This window comes from Floridaenema evergladense BLCC-F167, assembly GCF_041929205.2.
GTDB classification, from domain to species: domain Bacteria; phylum Cyanobacteriota; class Cyanobacteriia; order Cyanobacteriales; family Aerosakkonemataceae; genus Floridanema; species Floridanema evergladense.
Window position 1 is genome coordinate 1,275,824 of the sequence record NZ_CM171625.1, and the last position, 18,865, is coordinate 1,294,688.

19 protein-coding genes are annotated in these 18,865 nt (G+C 40.9%); 6 read left to right on the forward strand and 13 right to left on the reverse strand.

Annotated features, from left to right (window positions below; all coding sequences use genetic code 11):
• Positions 1-14: 14 nt before the first annotated feature.
• Entirely contained in the window at positions 15-665 is a 651-nt protein-coding gene (locus ACE1CA_RS05915) for a transposase (RefSeq protein ID WP_486517677.1), read from the forward strand.
• Positions 666-698: 33 nt separating this feature from the next.
• Here the strand turns inward: ACE1CA_RS05915 and ACE1CA_RS05920 are convergent, their stop codons facing one another.
• Together ACE1CA_RS05920 and ACE1CA_RS05925 are read right to left on the reverse strand one after the other, a co-directional pair.
• Entirely contained in the window at positions 699-851 is a 153-nt protein-coding gene (locus ACE1CA_RS05920) for an anacyclamide/piricyclamide family prenylated cyclic peptide (protein WP_413278467.1), read from the reverse strand.
• Between the two features lie 218 nt (positions 852-1,069).
• Positions 1,070-1,753, reverse strand: a complete 684-nt coding sequence (locus ACE1CA_RS05925; RefSeq protein ID WP_413278466.1) for a Uma2 family endonuclease — start codon at positions 1,751-1,753, stop codon at positions 1,070-1,072.
• Positions 1,754-2,162: 409 nt separating this feature from the next.
• On the opposite strand from ACE1CA_RS05925, the gene ACE1CA_RS05930 reads away from it, so the two are divergent.
• Positions 2,163-2,942 (forward strand): DUF4058 family protein, encoded by a 780-nt coding sequence (locus tag ACE1CA_RS05930; protein ID WP_486517678.1) that lies wholly within the window; start codon positions 2,163-2,165, stop codon positions 2,940-2,942.
• Positions 2,943-3,006: 64 nt separating this feature from the next.
• Here ACE1CA_RS05930 and ACE1CA_RS05935 read toward each other — a convergent pair whose 3' ends face one another.
• Together ACE1CA_RS05935 and ACE1CA_RS05940 are read right to left on the reverse strand one after the other, a co-directional pair.
• On the reverse strand, positions 3,007-3,687 hold the full coding sequence (locus ACE1CA_RS05935; protein ID WP_459563556.1) for a Uma2 family endonuclease: 681 nt from the start codon (positions 3,685-3,687) through the stop codon (positions 3,007-3,009).
• 207 nt (positions 3,688-3,894) lie between these two features.
• Positions 3,895-4,056: an anacyclamide/piricyclamide family prenylated cyclic peptide gene (locus ACE1CA_RS05940; RefSeq protein ID WP_413276084.1), complete on the reverse strand. Its 162-nt coding sequence runs from the start codon at positions 4,054-4,056 to the stop codon at positions 3,895-3,897.
• A 231-nt stretch (positions 4,057-4,287) separates the two neighbouring features.
• Here ACE1CA_RS05940 and ACE1CA_RS05945 point away from each other — a divergent pair, with 231 nt between their 5' ends.
• The 4 genes from ACE1CA_RS05945 to ACE1CA_RS05960 all read left to right on the forward strand — a co-directional run bounded on the left by ACE1CA_RS05945 (position 4,288) and on the right by ACE1CA_RS05960 (position 7,283).
• Complete coding sequence (locus ACE1CA_RS05945) at positions 4,288-6,267, forward strand: S8 family peptidase (protein WP_413276083.1); 1,980 nt, start codon at positions 4,288-4,290, stop codon at positions 6,265-6,267.
• A 91-nt stretch (positions 6,268-6,358) separates the two neighbouring features.
• Entirely contained in the window at positions 6,359-6,580 is a 222-nt protein-coding gene (locus tag ACE1CA_RS05950; protein ID WP_413276082.1) for a cyanobactin biosynthesis system PatB/AcyB/McaB family protein, read from the forward strand.
• A gap of 25 nt (positions 6,581-6,605) precedes the next feature.
• A complete protein-coding gene (locus ACE1CA_RS05955) occupies positions 6,606-6,875 on the forward strand; it encodes a hypothetical protein (protein ID WP_413276081.1) in 270 nt (89 codons plus the stop codon).
• 3 nt (positions 6,876-6,878) lie between these two features.
• On the forward strand, positions 6,879-7,283 hold the full coding sequence (locus tag ACE1CA_RS05960; RefSeq protein ID WP_413276080.1) for a cyanobactin biosynthesis PatC/TenC/TruC family protein: 405 nt from the start codon (positions 6,879-6,881) through the stop codon (positions 7,281-7,283).
• Between the two features lie 130 nt (positions 7,284-7,413).
• Here ACE1CA_RS05960 and ACE1CA_RS05965 read toward each other — a convergent pair whose 3' ends face one another.
• From ACE1CA_RS05965 to ACE1CA_RS06005, 9 genes are all read right to left on the reverse strand, one after another.
• Entirely contained in the window at positions 7,414-9,051 is a 1,638-nt protein-coding gene (locus ACE1CA_RS05965; protein ID WP_413276079.1) for a hypothetical protein, read from the reverse strand.
• Positions 9,014-10,024, reverse strand: a complete 1,011-nt coding sequence (locus tag ACE1CA_RS05970; protein WP_459563555.1) for an ATP-binding protein — start codon at positions 10,022-10,024, stop codon at positions 9,014-9,016. Before ACE1CA_RS05970 ends, ACE1CA_RS05965 begins: the two co-directional genes overlap by 38 nt.
• A 208-nt stretch (positions 10,025-10,232) precedes the next feature.
• On the reverse strand, positions 10,233-10,772 hold the full coding sequence (locus ACE1CA_RS05975; RefSeq protein ID WP_486517658.1) for an HARBI1 family protein: 540 nt from the start codon (positions 10,770-10,772) through the stop codon (positions 10,233-10,235).
• Positions 10,742-11,017, reverse strand: coding sequence for a helix-turn-helix domain-containing protein (locus tag ACE1CA_RS05980; RefSeq protein ID WP_486517659.1), 276 nt, complete (start codon positions 11,015-11,017; stop codon positions 10,742-10,744). Before ACE1CA_RS05980 ends, ACE1CA_RS05975 begins: the two co-directional genes overlap by 31 nt.
• Before the next feature lie 70 nt (positions 11,018-11,087).
• Complete coding sequence (locus ACE1CA_RS05985) at positions 11,088-13,376, reverse strand: Mu transposase C-terminal domain-containing protein (protein ID WP_413281390.1); 2,289 nt, start codon at positions 13,374-13,376, stop codon at positions 11,088-11,090.
• Complete coding sequence (locus tag ACE1CA_RS05990) at positions 13,373-14,218, reverse strand: TnsA endonuclease N-terminal domain-containing protein (protein ID WP_413281391.1); 846 nt, start codon at positions 14,216-14,218, stop codon at positions 13,373-13,375. The genes ACE1CA_RS05985 and ACE1CA_RS05990 overlap by 4 nt, the downstream gene beginning before the upstream one ends.
• Before the next feature lie 192 nt (positions 14,219-14,410).
• Positions 14,411-16,312, reverse strand: coding sequence for a glutamine--fructose-6-phosphate transaminase (isomerizing) (gene glmS, locus ACE1CA_RS05995; protein WP_413281392.1), 1,902 nt, complete (start codon positions 16,310-16,312; stop codon positions 14,411-14,413).
• 264 nt (positions 16,313-16,576) lie between these two features.
• On the reverse strand, positions 16,577-16,822 hold the full coding sequence (gene psaC / locus ACE1CA_RS06000) for a photosystem I iron-sulfur center protein PsaC (protein WP_413281393.1): 246 nt from the start codon (positions 16,820-16,822) through the stop codon (positions 16,577-16,579).
• Positions 16,823-17,017: 195 nt separating this feature from the next.
• Entirely contained in the window at positions 17,018-18,697 is a 1,680-nt protein-coding gene (locus ACE1CA_RS06005; protein ID WP_413281394.1) for a protein kinase domain-containing protein, read from the reverse strand.
• Between the last annotated feature and the right edge of the window lie 168 nt (positions 18,698-18,865).

Genomic DNA, 18,865 nt, shown 5'->3' on the forward strand with positions numbered 1-18,865 from the left:
GTTTACTTATCACCATGATTACGGGAGAGCCCAAGTTCAAACTCTACGCTCTTTGTATGATGTCCAATCACGTTCATTATCTCATCGAACCTGCCCAACCGGATGACTTACCGAAAATTATGCACTTTCTCAATTGGTATACCGCTATGTGCTTTAACCGAATGTTAAGGCGAACGGGACATTTTTGGGAGAAGCGGTATTTCTGTGATGGGTTTCCAGCTTCCGATAGAGAACGGGCATTAAATACCTTACGCTACATTCATGGCAACCCTAAAGCGGCAAAAATCCGTTACGGCTTTTTCTACGATTTCAGTAATTATGGCAGTTATGAAAGATTAACTGATGATGGGTTAACTCAGTGGCATCCGGCTTTCTTGCGATTGGGTAGTACGCTGGAGGAATGCGCCAGGAAGTACAAAGGTTTTTGCCAGAAGTATAAACCAAAAGAGAAGAACCTAAGCAAGTGCCATTGGGGTAGTAAGCTACTTTCTGGGGTTCTTCTCTCCGAGAAATGTTCAACCACCAACCCCAAAAAGAAATCCCGTTCTTCCTCTCCTCCCCCTCTGCTGGCGTGCCAGGTATCGGAAAACCCCGAACTGACAAGGATTGTACGTCAATTCATCCGGGCAAATAGAGCGGTAAATGGGGAGGGATTTGAGTTTTGACATGATTTGAGGTGAGTGGTAGAATTAGGGCGATTACTCCGCGTCGTCGCCCGCAAAAGGAGCACCAATCTGCACCAAACTCCCTTCCCAAAGGGGAACCATCCCTTTTTCTCCCACAGAAGATTTGGCGGCGATTTCTCGTTGTACTGGGGCAGCTTGTTGGGGTCTGATATTTTTCTTAGTCATGGTTTTTGTTTTTAATAACTTTGTTTGAACTTATTTTTTAATACACAAATTTGTTTGTCAAGGGGAAGTCTGGTTAAGTTTGGTAACAATTCATTGTCAGCAGTTGGGAAAGAGGGTGAAGACATTTAAGAGTGCGATCGCATTGGGAATCAAAATTATCTTGGGGAATTTGCGATCGCATTGCGATCAAAATTATTTTAAGAAAATGCGATCGCATTCTATTCCTTAGCCAATTGTTGCACAAAATCTTGATGTTCTTGACTTGCCAAACCTTGTTGCAATACTTCTAAAACTTTGGCTAAATTTCCGGTTAACAAAGCAGTTTTATCTAACCACAATCCGGGGAAAACTTCAGAATAAATTATCCCATCTTGATTCGGTTCCAGTTTAATATATTCCCCCGCCTTTAATCTAAACCAATCAAATTCACTATCTAAAACTCGCCAAACTAAATATTCTTGTACTTCATTCCGACGATAAACTTTGAGTTTTTGGTTAAAATCAATTGACACAGTACTGGCAGCAATTTCTACAATTAATTCTGGCGCACCTTCAACATAACCATCCTGACTAATAGTAGATTGTCCACCGACTTTAACTCTCAGTAGTGCATCAGGTTGAGGTTCGTTATCCAAATCGAGCCTAACAGTACAATTATCTCCTAACTGTAGGTTAGGGGTAAAGGCTTTGTAGAGACTTAGCCATCCTATAATGTCAGCATGGGGTTCGCCATGTTGCGTAATTCTCAAGGCAGATGCCATATAAACTACTCCTTCGATTAATTCTGCCTTTTTTAGATCGGGCATTGCATTATAGCGACGTTCAAATTCTACACGGGTTAATTGGTCGCCGTTTTCTAAGGGAGGAGTAGTTAATTTAGGAGAAATTGTTGCTGATATCATGTTTGATTTTTCTCCCGAACTTAGGCAATAATCATGTTCTATAAATAATAGCAAATTTAACTTCAGCTTTCTGCTAAAGTGATTAACTCTTATGAGAAGAACCCAACCAAGTGTCACTGGGGTAGTAGGCTACTTGCTGGGGTTCATCTCTCTGAGAAATGTTCAACCACCAACCCCAAAAAGAAATCCCGTTCTTCCTCTCCTCCCCCGCTGCTTCTTGAGGAAAGTGCGATCGGATATTGAATAAAAATTATTTTGGGGAAAGTGCGATCGCATTATGAATAAAAATTATCTTTGGTCAAGTGCGATCGCATTCTGATAAAAATAATCTTGGGGAATGTGCGATCGCTTAAGATAAGAAATAGATGAAAGCAGCCCTTATTAATTGCAGTAGCAGAGAGTGTCGATCGTGCCTTCACCCTTTCCCGGAATGAATCCTTATTTAGAGCATCCCTCACTTTGGGCAGGAATTCATCATCGATTGATTAGCGCGATCGCAAATTACCTGGCTCCGAAGATTCGCCCAAAATATATTGTGGCGATCGAAGAACGGGTATATGAAGCCAATGGAGATGCCGCATTGTTGGTAGGTGTGCCAGATGTCTCGCTACAAAGTTCGCTTTCTTTAGGGCGATCGAATGAATCCAATCTAGCAGTTGCTCCCTCAACCGAGCCAGTCGAAGTGATCCTGCCTTTACCAGAGATTCTTACCGAAGCATACTTAGAAATTCGGGCTGTAGAAACAGAAGAAGTAGTCACCATTATTGAAGTACTTTCTCCCAAAAATAAACAACTAGGCATGGGACGGCTACAATACGAAACCAAAAGGCTGAAGATTTTAGGTAGTGCGACTCATTTGGTGGAAATTGATTTGCTACGTCAGGGAAGTTCGATGTCAATGAGCGGACAACCTCAAAGTCATTATCGAATTATGGTCAGTCATAGCGAAATTCGTCCCAAAGCTTCTCTATATGGATTTAATTTGCCAGATCTGATTCCTCAATTTCCCGTACCCTTGAAAGCTGGTGAACCAGAACTAGCGATCGACTTAAAGCTATTACTAGATGAAATTTACGATCAGGGAAGTTATGACTTAAGGATTGATTACCGCCGCTCCCCCATTCCTGCTTTATTAGAACCGGATCTGGCTTGGGTAAACGAGAGATTGCAACAGCAAGGATTGAGGTAAGTTGCCATTCAAATGATTTTGGGGAAGGTGCGATCTGTTGCATGGGATACTAAGCGATCGCATTCTATTCCTTAGCCAATTGTTGCACAAAATCTTGATGTTCTTGACTTGCCAAACCTTGTTGCAATACTTCTAAAACTTTGGCTAAATTTACCGTTAACAAAGCTGCTTTATCTAACCACAATCCAGGGAAAGCTTGCGAATAAATTATTCGATTGTTATCAGGTTCAACTTTAATATATTCTCCAGCATTTAATCTAAACCAATCAAATTCACCATCGTAAATTCGCCAGACTAAATATTCTTGTACTTGATTACGACGATACACTTTAAGTTTTTGATGTAAATCTAATGAGGCAGTAGAAGCAGCAATTTCCACAATTAATTCTGGCGCACCTTCGACATAATCATCTTCACTAATCCGAGATTGTCCACCCCGTTCTATTCTTAATAAAGCATCTGGTTGCGGTTCGTTATCGGCATCAAGGCGGACTGTGGTATTATCAGCTATTCCGACACCAGGAGTCGCTGCTTTGTAAACTCCCAGCCAGCCCATAATATAAGCATGGGGTTCTCCGTGACTTTTGTATCGCAATGCTGCTGCCATGTAAACAATTCCTTCGATTAATTCTGCCTTTTTTACTTCAGGCATTGCCTGATAGCGGCGTTCAAATTCTACACTGGTTAGTTGATCGCCATTTTCTAATGGTGGCAGAGTTGTAGGAGGGGAAACAGTAGAAGTCATCATGGTTTTTCCAGAAGCGACTTATATCACAATTTTAGCAAATCACAATAATTTTCCAATTCAGACCCACCCTACCGAATATAAATCTTGTAGAGACGTTGTATACAACGTCTCTAATTGCTCTCAAAGTTTCGCTAAATTTTCCGCTAATCAAGCCATTTTATCTAACCACAATCCAGGGAAAATAAGCATCAGTTATTACTGTGGTTATTCGGCATCATCCCCAGCAAAAGGAAAACATTGTCTTGTCTCTATATCACAATAGGTTTGAATCACCAACCCTTGTTCTGACCTTAGCTGAGAATCAGAAATTTTCGTATTTCTTGATACAGGGCTAGCCAGTAGGGGCATCAAGTTTTTCTTTTTCATCTGTTCTTTCCTGTTTGGATAGAGATAATCTAACGGCTATTCAAAACTAAACCTCACAAAGGTAATACCCTGTCAAGAATTTTTTGCTAGTTGTAACTTAAATTTACAAAAAAGTCCCTTAACCCAGAAGATTTACCTAAAAAACTTTAAAGTTTTGTGAACAAATAAGATGATATGGCTTCACTTTATAGTACTATCAATTAACAGCTAATTGCCCAAGCATTTACACAAATGCCAAATCTCAAACAAATCCCAGGAATAGAACAACTATGGGCAAAAACTCAAGGCGATTCTAGCATTTGCATCGCCGTCCTCGATGGAGTAGTTGATGAAAATCACCCTTGTTTTACAGGGGCTTCTTTAACGCGACTACCCACCTTAGTTTCCGGGGAAGCTAACAGCAATGGTTCCATGTCCGCACATGGCACCCACGTTGCTAGTATTATTTTTGGTCAACCAGGTTCACCCGTGCAAGGAATAGCACCCCATTGTCGTGGTTTGATAATTCCCGTCTTTGCAGATGAAAAACTCCGACTCTCCCAACTAGATTTATCCCGTGCCATTGAACAAGCCATCAATGCTGGAGCACATATTATCAATGTCAGTGGCGGACAACTCACAGACTTTGGCGAAGCCGAAGGTTGGTTAGAAAAAGCCGTGCAACTGTGCAAAGAAAACAACGTCCTGATAGTTGCTGCTGCCGGAAACGATGGTTGCGAATGCTTGCACGTACCCGCTGCCTTACCAACGGTTTTAGCAGTCGGCGCAATGGACGAATCGGGAAAACCCATTGACTTTAGTAACTGGGGAGAAATTTATCAAAACCAAGGCATCCTTGCGCCGGGGGAAAATATTTTAGGAGCGAAACCGGGAGGCGGTACAATAAAACTCAGCGGCACCAGCTTTGCCACTCCCATAGTCAGTGGAGTTGCTGCCTTACTTCTGAGTCTGCAAATCCAACAGGGAGAAAAACCCGACCCCCAAAAAGTCAGGACAGCCTTGCTAGAGACTGCCCTACCCTGTTCGCCCAGCGAAACAGATGACACCCGTCGCTGTTTAGTTGGCAAATTAAACATTCCTGGTGCTTTGCAATATCTAATAGGAGAAACCGTGTCAGAAGAATTAGAAACAGTTGCCGCCTCCGGTTGTGGCTGTGGCGACACCCAAGCGGACGAAGCCCTACCAGATAGCCCACCGCTAGAAGCAGCCGAACCCGAAGTTGCGGAAGTTGTTGCTGCAACACCTGCACCTATTCCTACATTTAATCCACCTGCATTTACAAATTCCTCTACTCCCAGACAGATTGCTATGCCAAATTACGCTGCTAACAACTACATCACTGCCAGCCAAGCCCCCAGCGAACTTGCCAATGCTACCTTAGTTTACGCTTTGGGAACTCTCGGTTATGACTTCGGTTCCGAAGCCAGACGCGACTCCTTCAAGCAACTAATGCCTCCAGTGACAATTGATAATACTGCCATTCCCGCCAACCCCTACGATGCAAGGCAAATGGTGGATTATTTGGGAGAAAATCTTTCCGAAGCTAAAGCCTTAATTTGGACATTAAACCTAGAATTAACTCCAGTTTATGCCATTGAACCAGTAGGCGGTTTTGCCAGAGATGCCTATGCAGTATTGCAACAACTGCTTGCTGGGCAAATTCAACCGGAAGATAATGAAGAATACGTTGAACGAGTCAGCATTCCTGGCATTTTACCAGGGCGTAGCGTGAAGCTATTTTCCGGGCAAGTCGTTCCTGTAATTGAAGTTCATAATATTCGGGGACTCTACGGTTGGAAAGTTAATGGTTTAGTGAATGCAGCGATCGACACTGTGCGAAGCACCGCCGCTGAAGCGCAAGAAGATGCCATTCGCCGCACTTTAACCAGTTTCCTAAACCGAATTTATTATGATTTACGCAACTTAGGCACAACTTCTCAAGATAGAGCTTTAAATTTTGCCGCTACCAATGCTTTCCAAGCAGCAAGTACCTTTGCAACTGCGGTAGCTGAGGGCATGGAATTAGATAGTATTACAGTAGAAAAAAGCCCCTTCTGCCGCATGGATAGCGATTGTTGGGATGTGAAACTTAAGTTCTTTGACCCAGAAAACAGCCGCAGAGCGAAGAAAGTTTTCCGCTTTACTATAGATGTCAGCGATTTGATTCCTGTTACCTTGGGCGAAGTGCGTTCTTGGTCTACACCTTATTAATATAGAAAGCAGAAGGCAGAGGGCAGAAGAATCGCTCTCTGTATTTTCTAACTTTGAGCCAGTAAACTGTGAGTAGCTTTGGAAGGAAAAAATGAGATTACCGAAACTGTCTCCCCCAGTAAAAAGACCTGATATTATTTATCCGCATCGTTCTGTTGATGTGATTCATGGTCGAGAGGAAGATTTAGTTCACATTCGGATGGATTTATTGCATGGGGCAAACTATAACGACCCAGCCGCATTTGCTCACAGAAGTTATCAACAAGTTAAATCTTCCTGTGGTGGTTTCCCTTGTGCGATCAATAGATTTTGAGTAGTTAACTTTCACTGGCAACTATATGGCATCGGTCTTAGCGTTTGATGGACAGAACGCACAGATAGATTTGGGTAAAAAACCTGAATTTAAAATTCCCCGCGAAATTACTCTGGAAGCTTGGATTTATTGCGAGGCGCAACGAAGACGAACTGGAATCATTACTAATGTTTATGATACCACTGCAACTGAGAGCGGATATGGTTTGCTGCTTGATGGCAAAAGTGGGATATTTTTTGCTTTGAAAACTTCTTCAAAAGCAATTAATTATCTCAGTAGTAAGACCGATAGTTGAAATTTGAATCAATGGCATCACATTGCGGGAACTTACGACGGTAAGCGAATGAAGGTGTCCGTCTATGATAAAACCGATCGGAGAAATAGCGGTACAATTGATGGTGCTAATTGGGTAAAGGATGAATTGGTTATTGGCGATCGTCAATCTAATGTTGAATTAGGAGTTGATAAAAACATGGCTAGTAAAAAAGAAGAGAAAACCCCTCCCACTTCCAGCAAAACCGAATCAAGTAAAACCGAATCAAAGAAAACTTCTCCTGCCGAAAAAGCAGCAGAAGTGATTAAATGTTCTAGTTCTGCAACTGGACTTGAAGATTACGGTTTTTGGTGCGAGCAAGTGAGCAAAGAGCGTGCTGCTAGAACTGAGCCAGATCCACCATTTCGTCGCGGTCGCATTTGGGCTTAGGGCATTGCATAATAGGACTCTCTCGTAATTTTGAATCAGGTTATAACTAGCTGTATCAAGGTTTTGAGCCTTCATTTTATATTCAGCAGTTACTTGTTACCTCAAGTATTCGGGAGAGTCATAAACCCATTTACAAATTCATAATTTCTTTAGCCTTTTTGTAGAGTCTTTCTCCCCAATCCTCTGTAGACTTACTGGTGTGTTTAGTCAGAGCGAAGACAAATCCACTTATTTCTCCTTGCAGCTTTTCTAATACATTACGTTGCCATCCACCTGACGGGGTTAAAGCTTGAATCAAGAGTCTATCCAAAATATCCTCATGCTCCATGTTAACATTTTGTGTAGATAGGGAAAAAAGCAGTGTAGAAATGGAGAAATTATCAGGTCTACCAAACTCCAGTATCCAGCAAGAAGGCAGTCCTGAACTTTCCAAATTTACCAGAGCAAACTTTCTAGTGCGATCGACAATCTTAGCAAATGGAATTTCTTTGGCTAACTCCCGCACTTCCCAACTAACTGAAATATCATAATGTGTCTCATCAAGAAAGCGAATCGCTTGAGCAAACTCACCCAATCCATCATCTGTAGCAACAAAAATATCCATTGGTGAACGAAGGGTAAATTCGGCGGCTGGATTATTTCCCCCCATTCCTACATCAGAAACATTAACAGTTTGACTTTTCAAAAGGACTTCTAAGTTTTGATGATTAGCAGCATTAAAAATATTAGCAGTTGGCTTTGTAACAGTGATAGAAGTTGCACCCGTTTGAGTAATTTTGAGTTTCTGTTTTTCAATAATTGAACTTCTCAAACGAGGAAGATTACGGGCTGGGTTTGAAGTAATAGGAGGGCTGGCTTCAGTTTCAATTAAGTTTTCCTCAACAGCTTTTTTAGGTTTTCTCTGTCGCTTAATGACAGGTTTTTCAACATACTCTCGCTTTTTGATCCCAGGATGGGTAAACTCAAGTTCTGAGAAAGGTAGCGATCGCGCAGGTGCAACTTCCAAAATTTGCTGAACCAATAAAATTTGCCCAGTTAGCAATCCTCTGACGTGCCAAGTAGAAGTAAAATTTGGCAAATTAGTTACCAGTGGAATTGAAGTATTCCAGTTTAACTGTGAAGCTTGGTTAAGGCGATCGCGATACACCCGATCCCATGCACCACGAAATGATGAATCATACAACAATCGAGCCACAAAAAAGGCAAACGGTTTACTTAAGACTTTTTTAGCTATATCTTGGGAAAAATCTAAAAACAGTTTTCTGTCGATAATTTCATAGCGAGTAATTACACGCTCAAAGTAATTGGGTTCGAGTAATCCAAACGCTAATGTTTTATTAGGAACCAAAAAAGCCCGAATACATTCCAACACAGGAAGAACGAGCGTGATACCTTTTTGAGTCTGAAATTTAATGCAATACTCTGCTAGATTACTTTCGCCCTCAAGTACATGATTGGCTATTAATGGGATGTCTGCTGCCTTTGATAATATTGCAGAAGAAGAAGCAGGAATAACCAAATTAAAGATTTTGCCCGTTGTTTCATTCCAAATGGGTTGTCCATCCTGAAAAACTTGCCCTAATCGTAGCCAAGGTATTAATCCCCAAGGAAAATCGACTTCTCTAAATTCACCTGACTCTCGTTTGAAAACCGCAGTTGTGCGCCATTGCCGATGAGTAGACTCTCGCCAGGGCGATCGCAACCACCACAATGTCACAAATTCATCTTTATCAAAAGGCCATTCGCTGAGGCGGGTAATCTCTGCCATGCTGGTAAGGAATAACCTCCTCTAGTAAATACTCAGTTGCCGGACGAATCAAACCTGCCTGTTTGATAGCTTCATAGGCAGTCAGTTTTTCTTTTTCTCCCATTGCTACAATTGTAGGCAAGCTATCTGCGGCTAAATTTTTCTTTTTTCGGATTCTAGAAGTCTTTGGTGAAGTATCAACATTCTTTGTTACTGTTTCAGGTTGAGAAATTGTCTTAGTTAGTGAAGATTCTTCAGAAGTTGATACCTTTCTTGTTCTACTTAAAGCTTGGAGTTGTTCAGCCTTATTCAGATTGCTTTGAGCTTCTTGCAAAAAGGAATCTAAATCAATTGGATGCACATCTTGGACACTATGAAGTATCCGAGTATCACCTGTTCTAAGGGCTTGCAGAATAGGATTAGCCATTCGCAGACTTTCTTGAGCAGCCAATCGAATTCCCTGTGCAGTTACAGTTTCTTCGACCGTTGCGATCGCACGAATTTGAGCTAACATATAAACCTTGACAGCAAAATCTGTAATGCCTTGCGTTACATCATATAGAGCATCACTCAATTCTGGAGTCAACTTAGAGCGTTGCTGTACATATTGATATCCCCAAAGACATTCTAAAAACCAATTCCAAATTTCATCCTTTTTCATTCTGTCCCAGACAAGATCGCCCTGTCCAGTTCCTCTGCGAGTTTGCCTAAATTCTCCACTTAAAACTGATATCGCTTTATAAGTACTAACAAGTACAACTGGCAATCCAATTGTGTTAATTAAATTAACAAAAAAATTCAACATCTTGCTAGAACCGCCGCTTTTAGCTTGGCTAAGATGCTGAATTTCATCAATCACTAAAACGCCAATAGAATGTAAAGAAGCAACCAGTGCCATGCGGGGCAACAGTTCATATACAGTTTTACGACCACCTGCATAGTTTTCGTAATAACGAGTTCCTAGTAAATCATCTACTGCCTGAAAAAAGTTCAAGCATAACCCTTTAATAGAACCATCGAAAGGACAATCCAATTTGAGCCAAACGATTAGACATCTCCAAAAATTACGAAAGCATTAGCCAGGAAGGATTTGGCAGTTCCCAAGCCATGAAGAAATTGCTGCCGCTTAATTTGAATTTATCAGGCTTTGAGTTAGTTTGAGTTAGTTTAGACCTCAAAGATAAAGATAGTTGCACTACTATTCATCCGCTGCTAATCGCTGATTTTATTGGTAGTATTATTGTGCCAAGTCGTAAACGAACTAAGCCACACACTGTCAAAATTACTTGTTCATAATGTGACGGCCTCAACCGAAATCTTTCCTGTGCAATTCGGAAGATTTTGATTAATCTAATTGCGTGTTCTACGACAATACGTTGGCTGGATAATTTTTTATTTTCTTGTTTTTGTTCTGGGGTTAATTCTTGTTTCTTCTTTCTTTTATGTGGAGTTTTTATTTGTTTTTCGCCTACGTAACCTTTGTCGCCTTTAAACTTTTGATTTTCGGCGAATTGTGACTGTCTCTGTCTAAAGAGGTTTATATCACTATCTGGCCCTGGTTTTCCCACTATTACATCTACAATTTCCGACTTTTTTCCTGGTACAATTATCTGATTTTTTCGGGTATGGCTTTTCTTCTTTCCTGAGTAATACTTTTTCTGCTCTTCATACTCTTGAGGTCTTTCTCTGACTTGTTCCCAGCTATCTACTACTAATTCCCATTCTTGCAGTATCTCCTGCACCCAAATGTTGGTAAATGATGTAGGTAAACTAAGGTTAACAATATTTGCTCTGCTACTGGTAGGGAAGGTTTTCTGCCCCCGCCTTTTTTGATTATTCTTGTTTTTTCGGCTTCTTGAACAGCTAGTTTTTCCTGATGTAATCTTTCAGCTTGACTAATTAGCTGACTAAGTTGCTCATATTCGATGCCAATCAATCTTTTGGTTTCCTGGGGATGTTTGTTGATATACTCTGATAATCCACTCATAGTTCTTTGTCTAAAAACATTATTATACCATCCCTCTTTTTTTTACTTTGTTTTTTGGAGATGTCTATTGCTATTCATCGTCACTCCACTTAGGACGCAATTTACGTAATTTGTTAATCAACTGATCTTTAGGTACATGGGATGAATCTGTTTCAACCGAAGTTTCCGAAACTTCATCAGGGACATCTTGCTCAGACTTATTAAGAACAATTTCTGATCCATTTTCTTCTGCTTTTTCAGTGGGAATTATTAAAGGAATAACTTGTCCTAAGTTGTTTACAGATTCTTCTTTTTCTAGTTTCCATGCTTGTGTTTCGCGCTCCATTTCCCGTTCTTCTTTTCGATTCTGACGAATTCCCTGAGTGCGCGATCGCTTACTCTGCTTCTCAGCAGTGTTGAAAGCCTCAGAGGTTTGCTCTGTTGCTTGATTAATAATTTGTTCTATCTGAGCTTGCAAAGTAGCTTTAGATTGTTGTTTCCTAGTTCTAGCTGATTCTTTAGACTGTTTTCGCAACTCAAAATAATCAACCGCTTCATACCAATCTCGACCCCGAAATGTTTTTTCTGCATCTACAAGGTAGCAAGCTTCAATTCTTCGCCCATCTTCAAGTCTAAGATAAAGAGTATCTATTTTCCGAGGATCATAAGCAACACATATTTTCCAATTGCCTCTTTCTCTTGCTCTAACGAACCATTGTTCTTTTAAGGCTAGATCGCAAGAATAAAACAGCCCTTCAAAACGTATACCTCGATATGTAACAGTAGCTTCAGTTGTGGTCAGAAGATTAAGTTTAAGAACGTCAGAAGAAACTTTTCTTAAGTGTCCAACTCTATTACGGATACCCCAATTCCATAAATCTATTGGATAAGGCTCAATACGATCTTGAATCATGAACTCATCCATACGATACCAGTCCATACGATGCTCTTTGTTATGGTCTAAAACAGACAAAACCATCAATTTACGGAACTGATGCAAATCTAGTACAGCATCTAAGCGATAGTCAGTATCACCCCGCTCACGAGGTCGATAAACAGCCCCAGGTATCCAATGGATAAACTTGTCGTTACTCAGTCGAAAGTTGCGCTCAATGATTGCTTTCCAATCAGCACGGTAAGGAGGAGTATTAGAAACTTTTACATTTAGAGCATTAACTAAATTATCGGCATTATAACCTTCCAATTCTCCTCGATCCGCGAGAAGTTCTTCTGGAAGGTGACAACTCGGCCAGTCTTCTTGTGTAATTTCAATGCCGTACTCTTGACAAAAGCTAACTTTATCACTGGCAGCATTTTCCAAAGCTTGCATTGCACCTAACCAACTTGGCCCTTCCAAGCCAACACTAATTCCTACTACTAGCCGACTAAAAACATCAATAACAGCGTAAATAACAGGTCTACCGATAATTCGACTTCGATCTAAAGAACTGACAAGATAGACATCACCAATGGTTGCGTCAATTTGATACAGTGAACCAGGGCCAAAAGCCATCTGAGTTGAATCACCTAAAACTTCACGATGGCTGAGGTTGTAACGGCGTTGTCCTTTACGTTTAGAAAGTGATTGTTCAGCATTACGCTCTTTTTCATACCAATAATAAAACTGTCCGAAAGTTGGCAATTCGCTGGCTGGAGGTAAGTAAGGTATCAAAGTACCATCAGGTGCTAACTCATAACCTTTTTTAAAATATTCTTTCAGGGTTTTGTCATAAGCATCTTGTAAAGTTCGTCCGTTAGGATTTTCGTAGAACTTAATAATACCTCGCCTGAATTTGTCTCTAATATTTTCGTCAACATTAACTCCTCTTGGTATTGCTGTTGCTTTGGCAAGTTTTGTAGGGCGACCTCGCTTAGGCCCATGACTTTTCCTTTCCTTACCTTTTGCGCCACATTTATCAAATAAAGGCAGTAAAGCATTTTTGGTTTGCCCACCCTGCCAGTAGCGACGCAAATATTTGTATAAAGTCATTCTCGTGCGCCCTGTTCTTTGTTCTGCATCTCTGAGCAAAACACCCCGTTGTTTAGGATAAAAAATTTCTCCGTTGTTGTTATCAACTAATTGAGAAATAACATCCCAAGCTTCATCTCGATGTTTTCGATGTTTTTCTGTAATTGTTTCTTCTGGTCTAAGCAGAGCCGCATAAGGATCTACTTCGAGTGTTTGTATGTGTTGGTTTTTGATTGCAACTTCAATATCCTTATATTTTTGAAAAATGGGTAAGGCATTTGGGTCAAAGATATCAATAGTTATAACGTCAACACCTGAGATATCCATCCAAAGCAGACGCTCTATCCGAGGTTTTGTATCCTTACTCTCCTCAAGTTGCCACTCCCAAAGCATATTGATATAGAGCTTCATCCGACCCCCTCAGCTTTCTCTTGAATATTGATTGATTTGACAGTAATCTCCAGCTTTTTACTCGGTCGAATTGGTTTATTCATATTTGTCGCCCATCTGCGATTTGCTAATAAGTAACGAACTACAGAAAGACTTGTACCTGGTTCTATACCAAGTTGGTCATCGCAAAGGGCAGTAATATTGGTTAGAGAGCTATTTGCTTCTATAACCTGTGGGGTAAGAACTGATTCAATGCGAGCAAGATCCTTTTGTGTCAGGGGTAATAGTCCGGCAGCGTCGAAATAAGGATGCAACCACTTGATGTTCTCAACAACCGTTTTAGGGATTTCGCGTTCAGTAACAATTCCCCAATCTATATCACGCTTTTGCCAGTAATGTCTCTCAATCTCTAACTTTTCTAGAGTTCGCGGTGATTGTAAATCCTTGGCATACTTAATAGTTCGAGCCTGAGCGATTGGATTAAGAAAATTCCTCTGCGAAGTAATCAGAAAGTCAGTGGTCATTACAACTGGCTCTTTGCTATGAGGATCGCTTGGATGAGGAATATTTAACTGTTCAGCGATCGCTAAAGTTTCTGCTAGAGGTAAAAGAGGATATTGTTCGCGAATATCAGAGACAATATCAGACCACTCAAGAACGTAAAAATACTCAGTCTCAAGCTTGCTTAACAAATGATGAACTCTGCTTGTTTTCCAGCCCTTAATTCGGCTAGCCAATCCCTGTGACGCAACATCTTGTATATGCAACCAAGGATTATACGCTTTCCCTTGACCTTGGCCTCGACCTTCCTTCAACCGTTTTTCTATAACAGCCGAACTACTACTGCGACTACGTTTAGCCATTTCATAGCCTCATTAATAGAGCTTACGGAGCTTGCTATGACTTATCGCTATTCCGATATAGTAAAAAAGCTCCATACCAGTAGTATACAACTTTATTTACTGGTATAGAACTTTATTTTTGAGTAAATGGCTTTATTTGATAGTAAACGACTTTATTTTGTCGTTACAACGCAGTAAAATCGGATATTTCCTTTATTCAACTGTTACTGACTTAGCTAAATTACGAGGTTGGTCAACATCTAAACCGCGTCGAGAAGCAATATGATAAGCTAACAATTGTAGAGGAATTACTGTGACAATGGGAGACAATAATTCATCAACTAAAGGAACTGGCAAAACTTGATCGAAAATATCTGATTCTTCCCCTTCATTACTTGTGGTTACGCCAATTAAGCGGGAATCGCGGGCTTTGGCTTCTTGGGCGTTAGAAATTACTTTTTCATAAACTGGACTACCAGGCATGGCGATCGCTACTACCGGAACTTTAGCATCTAAAAGTGCGATCGGGCCATGTTTCATTTCTCCTGCCGGATAACCCTCAGCATGAATATAACTAATTTCCTTTAGTTTCAATGCCCCTTCTAAAGCAATTGGGTAATTAATTCCCCTACCCAAAAAGATAAAATCTTGCGTCTCCGCAAAATCATGGGCTAACTCTTCAATGTACCTTTCTTGGCTTTCCAAAACCATTTCAATTTGCGCTGGTAGCAATCGCAAACCATCCAAAATTTTCTCTATTGCTGTCGCAGATAAACTTTTTCTCTGATCAGCTAAATCCAACGCTAAACAATAAAAAGCGATTAATTGAGCCAAAAAAGTTTTTGTCGCCGCTACCCCAATTTCAATCCCAGCATGGGTGTCAATAATATGAGAAACTAATTGCCCAAGAGAACTTTCAGGACGATTAGTAATTCCCAATAATCTCGCCTTAAATTCCCCAGATTTACCCAATCTTCGGGTTTGTTCCATTGACAAAGCAGCCAAAGTATCTGCTGTTTCCCCTGATTGTGTCACCCCAATAGTTAACGTATTTGCAGTTAACGGAGGCGGCGCATAACGAAACTCAGAAGCATACTGCACAGTCGTCGTCACTCCTGCCAACTGTTCTAACAAATATTTTCCGACTAAACCAGCGTGCCAAGAAGTTCCACAAGCCAGAATTTGAATATGTTCTAAATCTGCACAAAGTTCTGTTGGTAAATTCAAATTAATTGGTGACTTTCCATTCGATGCCGTCCAATCACTATCAAGATAAGCTTCCAAACAAGCTCTGACTACCCCTGGTTGTTCGTAAATTTCTTTGAGCATGAAATGGCGGAATCCTTGCTTTTCTACTAATATCGGATTCCAATTCAAAGTGCGGGGAGTTTTTTTCAATCTATCTCCAGCAAAATTATAAACTTCTACACCTAATGGAGTTAACCGAGCTAATTCGCCATTTTCTAAAGTTAAAACCGCACGAGTATAAGGGACAATTGCCGGAGTATCGGAAGCGCAGAAAAACTCACCCGAACCAAACCCGATCGCCAAAGGAGCTTGCTGTCTCGCTACTATTAACTCATCAGGAAAATCAGCAGAAATCACCGCAATAGCAAACGCCCCCTCCAACTTATTCACCGCCTGTCGCACCGCTTCCAAAAACCGCGAATGAGTGTAAACCGCAGAATTATTCGGCAACAAAGTTAAAAACTCCGCAATCAAATGGGGGATTACTTCTGTATCAGTGTCTGAACGAAATTGATGTCCCCGACTCTTTAACTCTTCCCGCAACTCCCGGTAATTTTCCACAATCCCATTTTGCACCACCGCCACTCGCATCGCCGTATCCGTGTGTGGATGCGCGTTGTACTCTTCTGGCTTACCGTGAGTAGCCCAGCGAGTATGCCCAATACCTATTTGCGCCGGATTTTCATCACCTGCCAACTTATCACGCAGGTTTTGTAACTTCCCTTTGGCCCGAACGCAGTAAACATCTCCCTCTCTCACTGTAGCGATACCAGCAGAATCATAACCTCGATATTCCAGCTTTTCTAACCCTGCCAATAAAATCTCACTAGCTGCCTGAGTGCCAATATAGCCAACGATTCCACACATTTCACGACCACTCCCGCTCTTGCCGAACAACAATACTTACTTGAATCAAGCTACTGAGCTATCACGATAACGTCAAGCAGGGACTAAGAAAGTTTTGAGTTTTAAGTTTTGAGTTTTGAGTTAATTAATTTCCTCTGTCCCAAGAGTCCCAAGAGTCCTCAGTCCCCTCTTACCACCAAATAATTAGTCCTGAGTGCGAGTCAGAAGTTCAACAGATGGAAGAATCTTCACAACTCAACACTCAGGACTAGAGGATGCAAGAGCTTAGTAGGCCAAGCCCATACTGCGAGTGGTTTCAGCGCCTAAGTAAACCCGGATGCTCAAAAAGTCTGTGGGGCAAGCCGTTTCGCAACGTTTGCAGCCAACACAGTCTTGTGTTCTGGGAGATGAGGCAATTGACCCGGCTTTGCAGCCGTCCCAAGGAACCATCTCTAATACGTCAGTGGGACAAGCCCGGACGCATTGAGTGCAGCCAATACAGGTATCGTAGATTTTTACTGAATGTGACATGGAATAAAGACTCCCAACGAGGCTCAACAATGCGACATCTGCAATGAAGCAGATAACACAAGCTTCTTTGAATCAAAGCTTAGTTTACCTCACACCCTCTCAGGTACTCCTCAAAACTCAGCAAAACTTTAAAGAACTTGACAATCGATCGAAAGAATCAGGGTTTCAGGGCCCAAGGGTAGGGCAATTCAAGAATCACCCACCCCTACCCCACTCCCCAGCCCCCAGCCCCCAAATCTTAACAGTGCGGTCTTCGCTGCCACTAGCTAACATTTTTCCATTGGGACTAAAAGCGACGGAACACACCGATTCTGAATGTCCAGTGAGAATATCTATGAGTTTGCCAGTAGCTAAATGCCAAATTCTAATTGTATTGTCAGCACTACCACTGGCAAGTAACTGATTATCGGGACTAATAGCTAAAGAGTTAATTGTTTGGGAATGTTCTGTTAAATTATGCAGCATCACTCCACTGCCTAAATGCCAAATTTTAATCGTCTTGTCTTCACTGCCACTTACGACAAATTTACCATCAAGGCTAACAATAACTGTTTTTACAGCCGCATTATGTCCGGTTACGGCGTGCAGCAGTTCTCCGCTGCTAGTATCCCAAAATTTAATCGTACTATCTGCACTGGCACTAACTAAAGTTTGTCCGTTGGAACTAAAAGCGACTTGATGAACTATACCGAGATGTGCTACTAAAGTGTGTTGCAATTTTTCTGTAGGTAGTTGCCATATTTGAATTAAATTATCTCCACTACCACTGGCTAACATTTTTCCATCAGGACTGATAACGGCGAATTTTACGCCTTGGGGTTCGCTAATTACAGATTGGATTAATTTCCCTGTTTCTAATTGCCAAACTTTTAAGGTTTTATCTTCACTACCGCTAGCTACAGTTTCTCCATCTGGGCTAAAAGTGACTCGGTTTACTATTCCCAAATGTCCGCTAAAAGTCTTGATACATTGCCATCTGGGTGCGCCCACTTGTAAATCTTGTATGACTTCACTGGCGTTTTGATAGCGTTCTTTGAGCGAATCTTTGAGTAATTTATTTAATATTTGCGCTAATTTATCGCTAATATCTGTTCCCTTTTCTCGGAGATATTCTCGCCATACCCAAACGCCTGCTTCTGCTTGGTAAAGTTCTTCGACTACTGTTCCTGTAAGTAACTGCACGCAGGTAACGCCCAAACTAAACAAATCGCTAGCTGGATAAACTTTACCACGAGTTTGTTCAATTGCTGCATAACCTTCTGTACCATATTGCGAACCTGTTTTTCCCCAAGAATCAAATTTTAATAGTTTTGCTAAACCAAAGTCTACTAATACTAATTTTTGGTCGCTTTGGCGGCGAATTACATTCATTGGTTTAATGTCACGATGCACTATATGATGTTGGTGGATGAATTTTAAAATTGGTAATAAGTCGTTTAATAAGTTTCTAATTTTTTGTTCGCTGAATACTCCTTGCTCTAAGATTTCGTCTAATAAATTTTGTCCTTCAATATATTCTTGTACTAAGTACAAACGTTTATCATGCTCGAAACAAGCTAATAATGTGGGGATTTGGGGATGTTCTCCCAATTGCAATAATAATTTAGCTTCTTTCTCAAATATTTGAGTTGCTCTTGCCATTGCAGCGCTATCAGTTTCTACTTTACGCCATTTAAAAAATTGTTTAATCACGCAACAGGCGTTTAGTCTGTCCCTATCTATGCAAAGTAAGGTTCTGCCAAAGTTTCCTTCTTCTATTAATTTAAGCGATCGATAACGGTTTCTCAACCATAAAGGCCAGTGACAAGTTAAACAAATCTCTGCTTCTTGAGGATTTTCTGGCTGTTCGCAGGCAGGATTAAAACAATAGTTCATTTTCGGAAAATTTAGGCAGAAGTTAATATTTTGGACATTTGCGATCGTAACGCAATAAAAACTATCTTCGCTGAAAACACTGAAAATAATTCACTCAATGATAAATTATTTTTTATAAAAATTCTCCGATCGCGGCAAACTAAAAACCCAAGACTTATTGGTTACAAA

Coding starts and splice junctions, on each gene's coding strand:
- ACE1CA_RS05940 (WP_413276084.1), bottom strand. CDS start 4,056: ATGAAAAAGAAAAACTTGATGCCCCTACTGGCTAGCCCTGTATCAAGA.
- ACE1CA_RS05985 (WP_413281390.1), bottom strand. CDS start 13,376: ATGAAGCTCTATATCAATATGCTTTGGGAGTGGCAACTTGAGGAGAGT.
- ACE1CA_RS06005 (WP_413281394.1), bottom strand. CDS start 18,697: ATGAACTATTGTTTTAATCCTGCCTGCGAACAGCCAGAAAATCCTCAA.
- ACE1CA_RS05915 (WP_486517677.1), top strand. CDS start 15: ATGATTACGGGAGAGCCCAAGTTCAAACTCTACGCTCTTTGTATGATG.
- ACE1CA_RS05950 (WP_413276082.1), top strand. CDS start 6,359: ATGAGATTACCGAAACTGTCTCCCCCAGTAAAAAGACCTGATATTATT.
- ACE1CA_RS05920 (WP_413278467.1), bottom strand. CDS start 851: ATGACTAAGAAAAATATCAGACCCCAACAAGCTGCCCCAGTACAACGA.
- ACE1CA_RS05990 (WP_413281391.1), bottom strand. CDS start 14,218: ATGGCTAAACGTAGTCGCAGTAGTAGTTCGGCTGTTATAGAAAAACGG.
- ACE1CA_RS05955 (WP_413276081.1), top strand. CDS start 6,606: ATGGCATCGGTCTTAGCGTTTGATGGACAGAACGCACAGATAGATTTG.
- ACE1CA_RS05925 (WP_413278466.1), bottom strand. CDS start 1,753: ATGATATCAGCAACAATTTCTCCTAAATTAACTACTCCTCCCTTAGAA.
- ACE1CA_RS05945 (WP_413276083.1), top strand. CDS start 4,288: ATGCCAAATCTCAAACAAATCCCAGGAATAGAACAACTATGGGCAAAA.
- ACE1CA_RS05965 (WP_413276079.1), bottom strand. CDS start 9,051: ATGGCAGAGATTACCCGCCTCAGCGAATGGCCTTTTGATAAAGATGAA.
- glmS (WP_413281392.1), bottom strand. CDS start 16,312: ATGTGTGGAATCGTTGGCTATATTGGCACTCAGGCAGCTAGTGAGATT.
- ACE1CA_RS05935 (WP_459563556.1), bottom strand. CDS start 3,687: ATGACTTCTACTGTTTCCCCTCCTACAACTCTGCCACCATTAGAAAAT.
- psaC (WP_413281393.1), bottom strand. CDS start 16,822: ATGTCACATTCAGTAAAAATCTACGATACCTGTATTGGCTGCACTCAA.
- ACE1CA_RS05980 (WP_486517659.1), bottom strand. CDS start 11,017: ATGAGTGGATTATCAGAGTATATCAACAAACATCCCCAGGAAACCAAA.